This window comes from Actinoplanes sp. NPDC051859 (assembly GCF_044452725.1).
Classification (GTDB): Bacteria; Actinomycetota; Actinomycetes; order Mycobacteriales; family Micromonosporaceae; genus Actinoplanes.
Map to the genome: position 1 here is coordinate 224,173 of NZ_JBITBX010000011.1, position 14,110 is coordinate 238,282.

Annotated in this window: 11 protein-coding genes and 1 pseudogene; 7 read left to right on the top strand and 5 right to left on the bottom strand. The window is 70.9% G+C overall.

Annotation, left to right across the window (positions count from 1 at the left end; genetic code table 11):
* Nucleotides 1-36: 36 nt before the first annotated feature.
* Nucleotides 37-153: pseudogene (locus ACIA1L_RS26210) on the top strand (TetR/AcrR family transcriptional regulator); the annotation flags it as partial.
* The gene (locus tag ACIA1L_RS26215; RefSeq protein ID WP_396075573.1) at nt 154-594 is read left to right on the top strand and encodes a hypothetical protein; all 441 of its coding nucleotides are present in this window, start codon (nt 154-156) and stop codon (nt 592-594) included.
* Between the two features lie 27 nt (nt 595-621).
* On the opposite strand, the gene ACIA1L_RS26220 is transcribed toward ACIA1L_RS26215, so the two are convergent.
* The gene (locus tag ACIA1L_RS26220; RefSeq protein ID WP_396075574.1) at nt 622-1,149 is read right to left on the bottom strand and encodes a hypothetical protein; all 528 of its coding nucleotides are present in this window, start codon (nt 1,147-1,149) and stop codon (nt 622-624) included.
* Between the two features lie 165 nt (nt 1,150-1,314).
* Here ACIA1L_RS26220 and ACIA1L_RS26225 point away from each other — a divergent pair, with 165 nt between their 5' ends.
* A complete protein-coding gene (locus tag ACIA1L_RS26225; protein WP_396075575.1) occupies nt 1,315-1,986 on the top strand; it encodes a DNA alkylation repair protein in 672 nt (223 codons plus the stop codon).
* On the opposite strand, the gene ACIA1L_RS26230 is transcribed toward ACIA1L_RS26225, so the two are convergent.
* Nucleotides 1,952-2,071: a hypothetical protein gene (locus ACIA1L_RS26230; protein WP_396075576.1), complete on the bottom strand. Its 120-nt coding sequence runs from the start codon at nt 2,069-2,071 to the stop codon at nt 1,952-1,954. The genes ACIA1L_RS26225 and ACIA1L_RS26230 overlap by 35 nt on opposite strands.
* Nucleotides 2,072-2,100: 29 nt before the next feature.
* Between ACIA1L_RS26230 and ACIA1L_RS26235 the strand changes: the two genes are divergently transcribed.
* Nucleotides 2,101-2,256: a hypothetical protein gene (locus tag ACIA1L_RS26235; RefSeq protein ID WP_396075577.1), complete on the top strand. Its 156-nt coding sequence runs from the start codon at nt 2,101-2,103 to the stop codon at nt 2,254-2,256.
* Here ACIA1L_RS26235 and ACIA1L_RS26240 read toward each other — a convergent pair.
* Nucleotides 2,253-2,585, bottom strand: a complete 333-nt coding sequence (locus tag ACIA1L_RS26240; protein WP_396075578.1) for a glyoxalase superfamily protein — start codon at nt 2,583-2,585, stop codon at nt 2,253-2,255. The two genes, ACIA1L_RS26235 and ACIA1L_RS26240, sit on opposite strands and share 4 nt — an antisense overlap.
* Nucleotides 2,586-2,605: 20 nt before the next feature.
* Nucleotides 2,606-4,558 carry a CapA family protein gene (locus ACIA1L_RS26245; protein ID WP_396075579.1) on the bottom strand — a complete coding sequence of 651 codons (1,953 nt, stop codon included), beginning with the start codon at nt 4,556-4,558 and terminating at the stop codon, nt 2,606-2,608.
* A 172-nt stretch (nt 4,559-4,730) separates the two neighbouring features.
* On the opposite strand from ACIA1L_RS26245, the gene ACIA1L_RS26250 reads away from it, so the two are divergent.
* From ACIA1L_RS26250 to ACIA1L_RS26260, 3 genes are all read left to right on the top strand, one after another.
* Nucleotides 4,731-6,299: an ATP-binding protein gene (locus ACIA1L_RS26250; protein ID WP_396075581.1), complete on the top strand. Its 1,569-nt coding sequence runs from the start codon at nt 4,731-4,733 to the stop codon at nt 6,297-6,299.
* A 109-nt stretch (nt 6,300-6,408) separates the two neighbouring features.
* Nucleotides 6,409-10,326 (top strand): Pls/PosA family non-ribosomal peptide synthetase, encoded by a 3,918-nt coding sequence (locus ACIA1L_RS26255; RefSeq protein ID WP_396075677.1) that lies wholly within the window; start codon nt 6,409-6,411, stop codon nt 10,324-10,326.
* The gene (locus ACIA1L_RS26260; protein ID WP_396075582.1) at nt 10,323-11,648 is read left to right on the top strand and encodes a M1 family metallopeptidase; all 1,326 of its coding nucleotides are present in this window, start codon (nt 10,323-10,325) and stop codon (nt 11,646-11,648) included. Before ACIA1L_RS26255 ends, ACIA1L_RS26260 begins: the two co-directional genes overlap by 4 nt.
* Nucleotides 11,649-11,827: 179 nt before the next feature.
* Here ACIA1L_RS26260 and ACIA1L_RS26265 read toward each other — a convergent pair whose 3' ends face one another.
* A complete protein-coding gene (locus ACIA1L_RS26265) occupies nt 11,828-14,053 on the bottom strand; it encodes a M4 family metallopeptidase (RefSeq protein WP_396075583.1) in 2,226 nt (741 codons plus the stop codon).
* Nucleotides 14,054-14,110 lie beyond the last annotated feature (57 nt).

A 14,110-nucleotide genomic window follows, 5' to 3' on the forward strand; every position in this document is an offset into this window, starting at 1 on the left:
CGGGGCGAACGCCGCCGGGACGCCCTGCTGCGCGCGCTGGACGACCTGCTGCACGAGGCCGCCCTGGAATCGATCACGATCGCCGACATCACCGCCCGCGCCGGAGTGACCCGATCGGGCTTCTACTTCTACTTTCCCGACAAGGCAGCCTGCATGGCAGCCCTGGGCACCGACGTCTACCAGGCCAGCGTCGCGGCGGCCGCCCACCTCGCCGACGAGTCGCTGCCGGGCCCCCGCCGGATCGAGCTCATGGTGCACGATCTGGCCGCCTCGGTCCGCCGCCTGCACTACCTCTACCGCGCGATGCTCGACGCCCGCCGGCACAGCGCCGCCATCCGCGAGATGTGGGACAGCAACCTCGAATCCTTCGTCGCGCCGATGGCGCAGTACATCGACGGCGAACGGCAGGCGGGGCGGGCGCCCGCCGGGCCGGACAGCGGCAGCCTGGCCGGCCTGCTGCTGCGGCTCAGCGACCGGACACTGGAGAGTCTCGGCCCGCAGGAGACGCCCGAGGACCGGCAGCGGATGAACACGCTAGCGACGATCTGGGCGCGGAGCATCTATGGCGCGGCCGATGATCCGGGCGAGCCGTAGCCGAACCGGCCCGCCCGAACTCGCCGTTCAGCTCACGGTCAGCGTTTCGGCCACCGGCCGAGTATCGCCGGGCACACAGTCCACCGTGATGGCTCCGAGCAATACGACATTGGCCTTCACCGTGACCGTCCCACCCCGAAACTCATCGACGCCGGCAACGGTGGGCGTCCAGGTGCCGGCCAGGCTGCCCGTAATGGGTTGATTGGCCGGCACCCGACCGCCCGAGCCGGTAATCGGGAACTGGGTGGTCTCGGCCCCACTGACGTCGAGGTTCGCCGTCATGGTCCACGAGTTGATCGCCACCGGGGCGCGCAAGCTGATCTGCGTGATGCGCAACGCGAAGGCGGCCGGTGCACCCACCGCGGCCGGATTCGGTGTGGCGGTGAGCGAGCCGTCAATGGTGACGTTCTGGGTGCCCAGCACCGGGGCCGTGCAGGTGAAGGGTGCGGAGAAGTCGGCAGCGTACGCAGGCGCCTGCACCGCGACGGCGCCGAGGCCACCCAGCGTCAGCGCAGCAGCGCCAGCCATCAGGCGCCGGCCGAGGGATCCGTTCATCAGGTATCTCCTCCATGGGGACTATCCGGGCACCACCGCGGCGCCCGTCATGTTACCCATTCGTAACTATCCAGTGACGATTGTCAATACCTTGAGGCGGCGGCCGAGGCGGTGCGCCGACTCTTAAGGTGGGAACCCGGCACATCAACAATGGAGGACCCGGTAGTGGCGACGAAGACGGTGACCGAGCTCCAGGGCGAGTTGGCTGCCCTCGAGGACCCGAAGATTCGCGAGGTCAACGAGCGGCACGGCGACGACCACGGCGTCAACCTCGGCAAGCTCCGCGCCCTCGCCAAGGAGCTCAAAACCCAGCACGACCTCGCCCGGGACCTGTGGGCGACCGGCGACACCGCAGCCCGACTCCTGGCCCTGCTGATCTGCCGCCCGAAGCTGTTCGACCGCGACGAACTGGACACCATGCTGCGCGCGGCACACCGGCCCAAAGTGCACGACTGGCTGGTGAACTACGTGGTGAAGAAAAACCCGCATGCCGAGGACCTGCGCACCACCTGGCTCGCCGACCCGGATCCCATCGTCGCCAGCGCAGGCTGGGCCCTGACGACCGAACGGGTGGCGAAGCAACCGGCCGGCCTCGACCTCGCCGGCCTGCTCGACATCATCGAGGCGCAGCTGCGCGACGCCCCGGACCGCTTGCAGTGGGCCATGAATCACTGCCTCGCCCAGATCGGCATCGAGCACCCCGACCATCGGGCCCGGGCGCTCGCCATCGGCGAACACCTCGGCGTCCTCAAGGACTACCCGACGCCGCCGAACTGCACCTCACCCTTCGCACCCATCTGGATCACCGAAATGGTACGCCGCAAGACCGCTTCCTGAGCCTTCGCTTACTCCATGGGCCCAGCGTCAACGAGGCCAGATCGAACATCGGATCGCCTCGGCCGGCCCCGGACCAGTCCAGCACGCCGGTAACCCGATCGCCGGCAGTGAAACGTGGGCGAGTGGGAAGTCGCCGTGGGTGAACACCGGCACGAACGGTCGAAAGGCGGCCTCCGCGACCGCACGGTGGTGAGCGACCAGGTCGGCGGGCAGCGTCCCGCTGGTGACAAGCAGCTCGCACTCGGCCGCCAACTGCGCCCGGGTTTCTAGGCTGACGTGCTGCTCAACCGGAGCCGGTTGCCGGCCGGGTCGGTGAGCTGAATCTCGGGACCCCACGGCTGCTGCTCGACGACCACACCGAACTCGGCGGCAACCGCGTCGAGGTTGTCGACTCGGAGGTACACCAACGTGTCCGGCCGGGCGTCGCCCTGGTGCTCGGACAGGAAGATCTGCAGGTCGCCGCGTGCGATGCACAGGAACAGCGGGAAACCGGGCTCGAAGCGGTGTTCCCACTGCTTGACGAAGTGCAGCCGGGCGTACCAGGCGGCTGCCGCTTCGGCGTCGGTGGTGTGCAGGATGGGAATGATCGACTCGGCCACGCGCTCATCGTGGCAGTGGGCTAGCCGGCTGTCGGGAGCGGGTCGAGTTTGGCGCAGCCGCGCAGGTCGGCGAAGTGGTGTCGGGCGATCGCCGCCTGCCAGCCGGTGACGGGGGCCGGCTGGCCCGTGTCGGAAACGACAGTTGGCACGAAGTCCGATCCGACGACCGTACGGCCGCGCACGGTCAGTGTGAGCACTCCGGCCCGGGCGCTGTGCGGGACGTGCAGACCGGAGCTGTACCAGAGGAAGTTACCCAGTCCGTACGCGACGAAGGCGTTTCCGGATCTTCCCGCGCCTTGCAGGACATGGGCGTGAGCACCGACGATGATGTCTGCCCCGGCCTCGATGAGCGCGGCGGCGAAGCCGAACTGGTGTGCGTCGGGGCAGCGGGAGCCCTCGGTGCCCCAGTGTGGCAGCACGACCACCAGGTCGCTGTTTGCGCGGGCGGCGCGGACGGCGGCCAGGGCGCGGTCGCGGTCGAAGGCCATCGCGAGCCCGTCTTTGCCGGGTTGGGCGGCCCACTGGTCGGCGAGGTCGTCCACCTGGTCGAAGGCCAGCACGGCAATCTTGCTGCCGCGGACAGTGGCCTCCCACGGGCGGTATGCCTCGTCGACGCTGCCGGCGCCGATGGTGCCGAGGCCGCCGCGACGGGCTGCGGCGAGCGTGTCGGCGAGACCTTCGCGGCCGTAGTCGAGGCTGTGGTTGTTGGCGAGCGACACCGCGTCGACCCCCGCGGCCTTCAGCGCGGGGACGGCGGCGTCGCGGGCGCGGAACAGGTAGCGCTTCGGCTCGGGGGCACCGCGTCGGGTGATGGGCGTTTCCAGGTTGACGAAGGTCAGGTCGCCGGCTGCCAGATCCTTGGCCGCATCCCCGAACGCGGTGAGCGGAGCGTCGAGGAGTCGGTCCGCGCGGCCCTCGAAGTGCACGTCGCCGGCGAACGTCAGCGTGATCTCCGGCGCCGCCTTGTCGACTTCGGCCAGTGGGGCGCAACCGGTTGCCGGCAGCACCAACAGCATGGACAGGAACACGAGGGGCCGCCGTCGTGTCATCGCGCGGAGGGCGAGGCCACCGATCACCACTGCTGTCGCCAAGACAAGCGGCTCCACCGTTGCGGCGACGAGCTGTGCGGTCGTGCCTTGCAGGGACAGTCGGGGCAGCAACACCGCGTCCGCCAGCCCCAGCGCGGGCACGAGCAGCAGGTAGCCGGGGACGGCGGCGGTGCCGATCGCGGCCAGGCGGCGGCCGGGGAGCAGTGCCGCCGCCGTGAGGCCGAACGGTAGGGCGGCGAGACCGGCGACCACCGCGCCGAGCGCCGGCGGGATGCGGTCGATCCCGAGCACCGCGATCCCGACCGCCGCCACGGCCCCGCGGGGCAGAAGGTCCCGCCGGGTGGCTGTAGCGAGCAGCTTGTCGACTGCCGGAGCGAACCGCAGTCCGACGGTGAGGAACACCGCGAACGTCGCCGCCGGTGCCACGGCGGCCACCACCACGAACGTCGCTACCAGTGCCGCTGCCGGAAGTCGCCGAGCGGCCTTCGCGCAGATGGGAAACAGCGCCAAGGCGTACAGCAGGGACAGCTCCGGCGGCGGCAACAGCGCGGTGCCCGCAAGTTCACCGAGATTGCGGACGGGCGCACCGGTGAACTCGGGGTTGAAGCGGTGCAGCAGCGCGAGCGTGCCGGCCAGCCACCCCAGATGTGCCAGCAGCCCCGGCACGACCCAGGTGAGCAGCAGCCGAGGCCACGACATTGCGATGAGCCGGGTTGTGTGCCGGCCGAGGGGCACCAGCAGCAGCCCCGTTCCCAGGACTCCGGCGATCGTGCCCGCCACCCACCACACCACCGGGATCGGCGCGGTGATCTCCCAGCCGATGTGCAGGTAGTGACGGGTGACGACGTACTCGATGGCGGCAGCACACAGCCCGATACCGGCCGCCGCCGGCAGTGCGCGGCCCGCTCCCTGGTGAACCAGCATCCGCGAATGCTGTCCGGTGACCTATCTCGTCAGCGTCAAAAACGCATTCTCGTCGGTCGATCAGCGCTGACTGATCCAGGCTAGCGGCGGTACTGGTCCGCTCGCGGCCGCCGCGCGTCGATGGGGGATACTTCGGTCCGATTTTCGCCAGCGGAGGACGCGAGGGAGCCCGATGAGTCGCGTACGGCTGAGGTCGTGGACGCTGCGTCGCCGAGTGGTGGTGCTGTTCACGATCGCAGGAATTCTGCTGTCCGGCATCGGGGCACTGGCCGCCTCCACTGCGATGAGCAGCAACGACCATCTCGACGTCATCCTGGAGAAGACCGGGCCGATGCGGATCGCCGGTCAGGAGCTGTACTCCGCCTATCTGGACCAGGAGACCGGCGTCCGCGGCTATGCGCTCACCCGTGCCGCCGCGAACCTGCAGCCGTACGAGCAGGGCATGCGGACTGAGCAGGACCTGCTGACCCAGATCGAGAAGCTGAACGACGCCAGCGGGACGGCGGCTGTCCGTGCGGACCTGCAGCTGGTCCGGGACGCCTCCGGTGAATGGCGGCGCAGCGTGGCTGAGCCGATCATTGCGGCGGCCCGGGCGGATGCGCCCACTCCGGCGATCTCCGGCACCGCGCAGTTCGACGCGCTGCGGGCAGCGGTCAACCAGTTGCAGGGCAGCATTCTCGATCTGCGCAACGAGGCGGTGGCAGCCGCCCGGCGGACGGGGTCGGTGCTGGTGGCCCTGGAGATCGCCGTGGCGGTCATCGTCATCGTCGTCGGCGCGCTGATGCTGCTGTCGCTCGACCGGCTGGTCAGTCGCCCGGTGACCGACCTCGCCGACCAGGTGCGCCAGGTGGCCGGCGGCGCTTACGAGCGGCCGATCACCAGCGCCGGGTCGCCGGAGTTGCGGCACCTGGCCGCCGATGTGGACGGCATGCGTCGGCAGATCGCCCGGGAGCTCACCGAGGTCAGGGACGCGCGGGCGCAGGTCGAGTCGGTCAACGAGCAGTTGGAAGCGAAGGCCGCGGAACTGACCCGCTCCAATCGCGACCTGGAACAGTTCGCGTACGTGGCGTCGCACGACCTGCAGGAGCCGCTGCGCAAGGTAGCCAGCTTCTGCCAGTTGCTGCAGCGCCGGTACGCCGGAAAGCTCGACGAGCGGGCCGAGGTGTACATCGGTTTCGCGGTCGACGGCGCACAGCGGATGCAGCAGCTGATCAACGACCTGTTGGCCTTTTCCCGGATCGGTCGGATCACCTCCGGCTTCACCGACGTCGACCTCGACCGGGTGCTGCCCGAGGTGCGGTCGCAGCTTGCCAGTCGGGCGGGCGACGACGCGGAGATCAGCTGGGGCGATCTGCCGACGGTGGCAGGGGAGGAGCCGCTGCTCACCACGCTGTTCGTCAACTTGATCGGCAATTCGCTGAAGTTCCGCCGCCCGGACGTGGCACCGGCGATCCGGGTGACCGCGGAACGCGACGGTGACCACTGGAAGATCAACGTTCGGGACAACGGGATCGGCATCGAGCGCGAGTTCGCCGACAAGGTGTTCGTGATCTTCCAACGGTTGCACCCGCGGGATGCGTACGAGGGCACGGGCATCGGCCTCGCCATCGTGAAGAAGATCGTCGAGTACCACGGCGGCCGGATCTGGCTCGACTTGGACGTGGAACCGGGCGCCTCGGTCTATTTCACGATTCCGGCGGCTGTGGTTACTGTCACGAATCTGTCTGATAACCGTCACTGACCGCTAAGCGGACGTAGCGTGGAGGGTCGCCTAGGCCGGAGTCTGTCCGCTCCCGCACGTCTAGGCATCCGCCTACCCGTGAGGTGAAGATGGTGCACGCCCGGTGACCGTGACGACGACTGAAACACCACTGGTCGGCCTGCCCCCCTTGGTTTTCGCGCCGGTCGCCCCGGCGGTGTTCCGCACCGATTCGCCACCGGTCCGCCGCACGCTCGTCGACATCCTCGACGAGACGGTGCGCGCACACCCCACCGCCCACGCCCTCGACGCGGGCGCCACCCCACTTACCTACCGCGAGCTGGCCGACGCCGTCGAGGCCGTTCGGGTCACCCTCGCCGGCCACGGCATCGGCGCCGGCGACCGGGTGGGCATCCGCATTTCTTCGGGTACGGCCGAGCTGTATCTGGCGGTTCTCGGCGTGCTCGCCGCCGGTGCCGCCTATGTCCCGGTCGACGCGGATGATCCCGCCGAGCGTGCGGAGCTCGTTTTCGGCGAGGCCGGCGTCGCTGCCGTCCTCGGTGACGGTCTGTCCGTTTCGCTGCGCCAGACCCCGCAGGGACGGGTCGGCCGGCCCGGACCGGACGACGATGCCTGGATCATCTTCACGTCCGGCTCCACCGGAACCCCCAAGGGCGTCGCGGTCAGCCACGGCGCGGCCGCCGCCTTCGTCGACGCGGAGGCGCGGCTGTTCCTGACCGGCGAGACCGACGCGGGCGCACCGATCGGTCCACAGGATCGGGTCCTCGCCGGGTTGTCGGTGGCCTTCGACGCGTCCTGCGAGGAGATGTGGCTGGCCTGGCGCTACGGTGCCTGCCTGGTTCCCGCCGAGCGGTCGCTGGTCCGCAGCGGCGTCGACCTCGGTGCCTGGCTGGCCGAGCAGCGCATCTCCATCGTGTCCACAGTGCCCACTCTGGCGGCACTGTGGCCGGTCGAGGCGCTGGCCGAGGTGCGACTGCTGATCTTCGGCGGCGAAGCCTGCCCGCCCGAGCTCGCCGAGCGGCTGTGTGTGGCCGGCCGCGAGGTGTGGAACACCTATGGCCCGACCGAGGCGACCGTCGTGGCGTGCGGCGCCCGGATGACCGGCACCGGTCCAGTGCGGATCGGCCTGCCGCTGGTCGGCTGGGATCTCGCTGTGGTCGACCCGGCGGGCGAGCCCGTCGCGATGGGGGAGACCGGCGAACTGGTCATCGGCGGGGTAGGACTCGCGCGCTACCTCGACGCGGCCAAGGACGCCGAGAAGTTTGCGGCGCTGCCGTCGCTCGGCTGGCAGCGGGCATATCGCAGCGGCGACATCGTCCGCGCGGAGCCCGAGGGGCTGCTGTTCGTCGGTCGCGGCGACGAGCAGGTCAAACTGGGCGGGCGCCGGATCGAGCTGGGCGAGGTCGACGCCGCGTTGCAGGCGCTGTCCGGGGTCGCCGGCGCGGCCGCCGCTGTGCAGCGCACCGCCGCGGGCAATCAGTTGCTCGTGGGCTACGTGGTGCCCCACGACAGCGCCACCTTCGACATCGACAAAGCCGCGCTGCGCATCCGCGAACAGTTGCCGGCGGCGCTGGTGCCGTTGCTGGCCGTCGTCGAGTCGCTGCCGACCCGTACGTCCGGCAAGGTGGACCGGGCTGCCCTGCCCTGGCCGCTGACCGCTGCCGTGGAAGCGGCGGACGCACTGACCGCGACCGAGTCCTGGCTTGCCGAGGGATGGCAGGAAATTCTGGGCGTGCGGCCCAGCGAGGCGGACGCCGACTTCTTCCACCACGGCGGCGGCAGCCTGACGGCAGCGCAGCTGGTGGCCTGGATCCGTGAGCGGCACCCGCAGGTGTCGGTCGCCGACATCTACCAGAGCCCGAAGCTGTCCCAGCTCGCAGTGGTGTTGGACGGGCTCGGCACGACGACGGCGGTCCGCCGCGAGGTGCGGCCGACGCCGCGCCGAGCCGGGCTGATCCAGGCCGTGCTGATGCTGCCCCTGCTCGCGCTGGTCGGTCTGCGCTGGCTGACCCTGCTGGCCGCGCTGAGCAACATCCTCGCCTTTCTCACTCCCGTGTCATGGGTGCCGGTCGTCTCCTGGTGGTGGGTGGCGCTCGGCTGGGTGCTGCTCGACAGCCCGCTCGGCCGGATCGCTCTTTCGGCCGGGGGAGCGCGGCTGCTGCTGCGCGGCGTCGGGCCGGGTGACTATCCCCGCGGCGGCAGCGTGCACCTGCGGCTGTGGGCTGCCGAACGGCTCGCCGAGCTGACCGGAGCCACCAGCGTCGCCGGGGCATCATGGCTGCTCACCTATGCCCGCGCGCTGGGTGCCCAGATCGGCCCGGACGTCGACCTGCACTCCGCGCCGCCGGTCACCGGCCTGCTCAAGCTGGGCCGTGGCGCAGCCGTCGAGCCCGAGGTGGACCTCGCCGGGCACTGGGTCGACGGTGACGTTGTCCGGATCGGCAAGGTGCGCATCGGCGCCGGCGCCCGGGTCGGCGCACGCAGCACCCTCATGCCCGGCACACGGATCGGCAAGAACGCGCAGATCGCCGCCGGGTCGACCGTGGCCGGGACGGTCCCGGCGACCCAGCGCTGGGCTGGCTCACCCGCGGCTCCGGCCGGCAAGGACCCGGGTGAGTGGCCCGCCCAGCGGCCCGAACGGTCCCCGATGCGGTCCCGCTTCTGGGTCGCCGCGTACGGCCTGACCGCGCAGTCGCTGAGCCTTGTCCCGGTGCTCGCCGCCCTACCCGCGCTGGCCCTGCTGGGCTGGACGGTCGCCTACCGGCCGGCCGCGGGCCCGTTGCTGGGCGCCGTCGCGGCCGGAACCGTCGGCTTCTTCCTCGGCTACGCCCTGCTGGTGCTGGTCGCCGTCCGGCTACTCAGCCTCGGCATCCGCGCCGGGTTCCACCCCGTGCAGGGGCGGGTGGCGTGGCAGGTGTGGACCACCGAGCGGCTGATGGGGATGGCCCGGGTCGGGCTGTTCCCGCTCTATGCCAGCCTGTTCACCCCGGTGTGGCTGCGGCTGCTGGGCGCGAAGGTCGGCCGCGGCGTGGAGGCCTCCACGGTCCTCGCGCTCCCCAAGATGACCACGGTCGCCGACGGCGCGTTCCTGGCCGACGACACCATGGTCGCCACGTACGAGCTGAGCCACGGCTGGCTGCGCGTCGCCCCGGCTCGGATCGGCAAGCAGGCGTTCCTCGGCAACTCCGGCATGGCGGCCCCCGGCCGGTCGGTGCCCAAGCGTGGCCTGGTCGGCGTGCTGTCCTCGGCGCCGCACAAGGCGAAGAAGGGCTCGTCGTGGCTCGGCGCCCCGCCCATGCCACTGCGCCGGACGGTCGAAGCCGCCGACACCACCCGCACCTTCGACCCGCCGCTGCGGCTGAAGCTGGCCCGCGCCGCGATCGAGTTGTGCCGGATCGTTCCGGTCATGTGCGCCGCTGCGCTCGCCGTCGGGGTGCTGGGCACCCTCGCGTACATGTGGCAGCTGGCCGGCGGATGGGTCGCCGCACTGGCGGCCGGCCCGGTCGTGCTGGCCGCGACGATGGTCGCCGCGCTCACCGCGACGGCCGCGAAGTGGCTGCTGGTCGGCCGCTTCCGGGTCGCCGACCGGGCGCTCTGGACGTCGTTCGTGTGGCGCAACGAGTTGGCCGACACGTTCGTCGAGGTCCTGGCGGTGCCGTGGCTCGTCCGGTTCGCCGCCGGCACCCCGCTGGTGAACCTGTGGCTGCGCACCCTCGGCGCGAAAATCGGCCGCGGCGTGTGGCTGGAAACGTACTGGTTGCCCGAGTACGACCTGGTCCGGCTCGGCGACGGCGCCACCGTCAATCGCGGTTGTGTAGTGCAAACTCACCTGTTTCATGATCGGGTGATGAGCATGGATCAGGTGACCCTCGGCGCGGGTGCGGCTCTCGGCCCGCACGGCATCGTGCTGCCCGGCGCCAGCATCGGCGCGCGTACCACCGTCGGACCCGGCTCGTTGGTGACCCGCGGAGACGCGGTGCCCGCCGACAGTCGTTGGCTCGGCAACCCCATCGCGACCTGGCCCTCGCCGGACCGTCGTTCCGCGTGAGCCCGAAGGCCGCCACGCCCGGGGCCGACCGGTCGACCGACTCCTACCTGCCCGAGCACGGCAACGGCGGGTACGACGTCGTGCACTACGACCTGGACCTCGACTATCGGGTCGTGCCGAACCGGATCGCCGGCCGGGCCACCGTCACCGCGGTGGCCCGGCAGGCGTTGTCCCGGTTCACCCTCGACCTGGGCCGGCTCCGGATCCAGGACGTCCGGGTGGACGGCCGGCCGGCGAAACACGCCCACCGGCCGAACAAGGTGCACATCACGCCGCAACGACCGATCGCCGCCGGAGACACCTTCCGGGTGGACATCCGGTACGGCGGCAACCCGGTGCCGATCGCCGGCCGCTGGGGCGACATCGGCTGGGACGAGCTCACCGATGGTGCACTGGTCGCCAGCCAACCGAACGGCGCCCCGTCCTGGTTCCCCTGCGACGACCAGCCGGGCGCCAAGGCCACCTTCCGGGTGACGATCACGACGGCGACGCCGTACACCGTGCTGGTCACCGGCGACCCGGTCACCCGCCGGCGCGGCGCCGGCAGCACCACCTGGGTGTACGAGCGTCGCGAACCCACCTCGCCGTACCTGATGAGCGTGCAGATCGGCCGCTACGAACTGATCGACCTCGCCGTCGGCGGGGTGGTCCAGCGCGCCGCGATCCCGCCCCTGCTCCGCACCACGTTCGCCCACGACTTCGGCCGGCACGGCGAGATCATGGAGGCGTTGCAGCGGCTCTTCGGCCCGTACCCGTTTCACGAATATGTCGTGGTGGTCGCCGACGACGACCTGGACGACCCGATCGAAGCGCAAGGCATGGCCGTGTTCGGCAGGAACCACCTCGACGGGCGGCGCACCCACGAACGCCTCGCCGTGCACGAACTGGCCCACCAGTGGTTCGGCAACAGCCTCACCGTCGCGGACTGGCGGCACATCTGGCTCAACGAGGGCTTCGCCACGTACGCGGAATGGTTGTGGTCCGGCGTGTGCGGCGACCTGCCCACCGACGCCCTGGCCGCGCACTGGTATGCCCGCGTGGCCGCTCGCCCGACCGAGGTCGTCCTGGCTAATCCCGGCGTCGACCGCATGTTCGACCCGCTCGTCTACAAACGCGGCGCCCTCACCGTCCACGCCTTGCGCAAGCAGGTCGGCGACGAGGCGTTCTTCACGCTGCTGCGCGCCTGGGTGGCCGAGCACCAGCACGCGACCGTGACCACCGACCAGTTCCGCGACCATGCCCAGCGGTTCGCCCGTGAGCCGCTCGACGACCTGTTCGCCGCCTGGCTGGACAGCCCGGTCCTGCCCCCGCTGCCGCGCTAACGCCGAGCGCTGAGCCGCGGCAGCGCCCGGCGGATCGCCGCCGGGTCCGTGACCTCGACGCGTGGCCGCAGCTCAGTTCGGCCGCGGTCCAGTGCCCCCAGGTGTACAGGCGGACGGTGTCCAGCAGTGACCCGGGCTTCAGGGATCTGAAGGCCCGGGTCACCCGTGTCGCTGGGGGTCTAGAGGGTCAGGGTCCAGGTGTTGATGTAGCCGGTGTCCGCGCGGTAGACGTCGCGGACCTGCAGCTTCCAGGCGCCGTTGCCGGCCTCGCTGGACAGGTTCGTCGTGTAGGTGGCGTTGACGTTGTCGGCGCTGTCACCGAGACTGCTGTTCTTCAGCCGGTACGCCGTGCCGTCCGGGGCGATCAGGTCGACGACCAGGTCACCGCGGTACGAGTGGACGATGTTGACCGCCACCGTGGAGCTGGCCGTGCCGTTGCGGCCACAGCCGCTGATCGTGATGGTGCTGGTGACTGCCGCGCCGGCGTCCGGGATGGTGACGTCGGTGCCGTTGGTGCCGGTGCAGCTGCCGCCGGGTCCGCCGGTGACGGTCAGCGTGTAGGTGGCCGTACGGGCAGCCGTGCCGGTGCCGGTGATCGTGATCGGGTAGCTGCCCGACGGGGTCGAGGCGCTGGTGGCGATGGTGAGGGTGGACGAGGCGCCCGAGGTCACCGAGGTCGGGTTGAACGTCGCGGTGGCGCCGCTGGGCAGGCCCGAGGCGCTGAGGGCGACGGTCTGCGCCGAGCCGGAGGTGGTGGCGGTGGCGACCGTGGTGGTGGCCGAGGCGCCCGCGGTGACGCTGCCCGAGGTCGGCGAGGCCGAGATCGAGAAGTCGTTGCCCGGGTTGGTGTCGCAGGTGGCTTCACCGGTCTGGGCGGGGACGCTGATCGCGTTCCAGGCGGCCTTCACCGTGTTGAACTCGGTGCAGCTGTTCGGGTAGAGGTTCCGCGCGGCCTGCAAGGTTGCCGTACGGATGTTCGCGTACCGCCAGGTGGAGGTCTTGGACTGCATCGCGTTGTAGTAGATCTCGCCGGCCTTGCGGATGGTGATGCCGGCGACCGACGACGAGTTGCAGGTCGGGCTGGCGGGCTGGCCGTTGGTCGGGGCGGAGCCCTCGGCGGTCAGGTAGAACCAGTGGTTCAGCGGGCCCGCGGCGGCGTGCACCTCGGTCGACGGGATCGAGGTGGACCAGCAGTTGGGGTCGCCGGCCAGGGACGGGTTGTACATGTAGCGGATCGGGCCGTCGCCGACCAGGTCCACTTCCTCGCCGACCTGGTAGTCCGGCGGGTCGAGCGGGCTGTTGGCGTACGCCTCGGTCAGCGCGCCGAAGATGTCGCCGGTGGCTTCGTTGATGCCGCCGTTCTCGTTGCCGCTGCCGGCGCCGCCCGGCGTGTACTGGAAGATGGCGTGGCCCATTTCGTGCGCCACCACGTCGATCGGCGTGGCCTGGCGGTCGTTGGCCTGGTTGTGGCCGAAGTTGGTGAAGGTGCCGTTCCAGTAGGCGTTGACGTCGTTGAGGCCGACCCGAATCGGCGGGTTGTTGCCGTTGCCGTTGATGCCGTTGCGGTTGAACCAGCTGCTGAGCATGTCGACCTGGCGCTGGGCGCCCCACATCGCGTCGACGCAGGCGGTCTCGAGGTTGGTGCCCTGGCCGGTGCCCCAGGCGTCGTCGGTGCCGGTGTACGCCGAGCCGTTCTGTCCGCCGCAGCGCAGGCCGGGGCGGGTGGTGTCGGTCATCGACCAGGAGGTGCCGGAGCCGGACGTGTTGATGGTGACGTTGCCGTAGTAGTAGCCGTTGCCGGTGCCCTCGCGGACGTAGTCGACCTTGTCGACGACCTTGCCGGTCTGCGCGTCGACGAAGACGTGCAGGTTGCTGGGCGTCCGGTCCGCGGCGCGGCCTTCGACGACGGCCTCGTACACCAGCTTCGGGGTGCCCCAGGCGAGCACCTTGAGCTGCGGTGCGGCCGCGCTGTCCACCGTGGCTAGTTCCTTCTTGGCGGTGGCCGCGGCTTGGGCCGCGGTGATGCCGGCCGTGGTGCCGACCGCGATCTGGGCAGTCTGCGCGACGGCGGTGTCCTTGACCGTGCCCGCCGCGTCCGTGGTGACCACCACGTCGCCGCCGACCACGGGCAGGCCTCGGAAGCTCCGGGCGTAGGTCACGTATTGCAGTCCGCGCGTGCCCTGCACGACGCCGGTCCGCTGCAGGGCGTCGCCGTCGGAGCGGCGCAGCAGCGAGGCGGTACCGGCGCTGCCGACGAGCCGGTCGGCGGCCGACGCGGCGAGTGCCGGGCCGGACGGGGGTGCGGGCGCCTGCTGGGGTTGGGCCGAGACCGGCGCCGCGGCCAGCGTCAGCGCGGCACCGGCGGCGAGCGCCGCCGAGGCTGAGATGATTTTTCTACGTCCCACGCTCGTCACTCCTTCTCTCGACCCGATCAGGGCGAGGGCTAAGCGCGGTGTCCCGGG

Bases quoted from the DNA above. Each gene is read 5' to 3' on its own strand.
- ACIA1L_RS26215 (WP_396075573.1), top strand. From the start codon at position 154: ATGGCAGCCCTGGGCACCGACGTCTACCAGGCCAGCGTCGCGGCGGCC.
- ACIA1L_RS26220 (WP_396075574.1), bottom strand. From the start codon at position 1,149: ATGAACGGATCCCTCGGCCGGCGCCTGATGGCTGGCGCTGCTGCGCTG.
- ACIA1L_RS26245 (WP_396075579.1), bottom strand. From the start codon at position 4,558: ATGCTGGTTCACCAGGGAGCGGGCCGCGCACTGCCGGCGGCGGCCGGT.
- ACIA1L_RS26250 (WP_396075581.1), top strand. From the start codon at position 4,731: ATGAGTCGCGTACGGCTGAGGTCGTGGACGCTGCGTCGCCGAGTGGTG.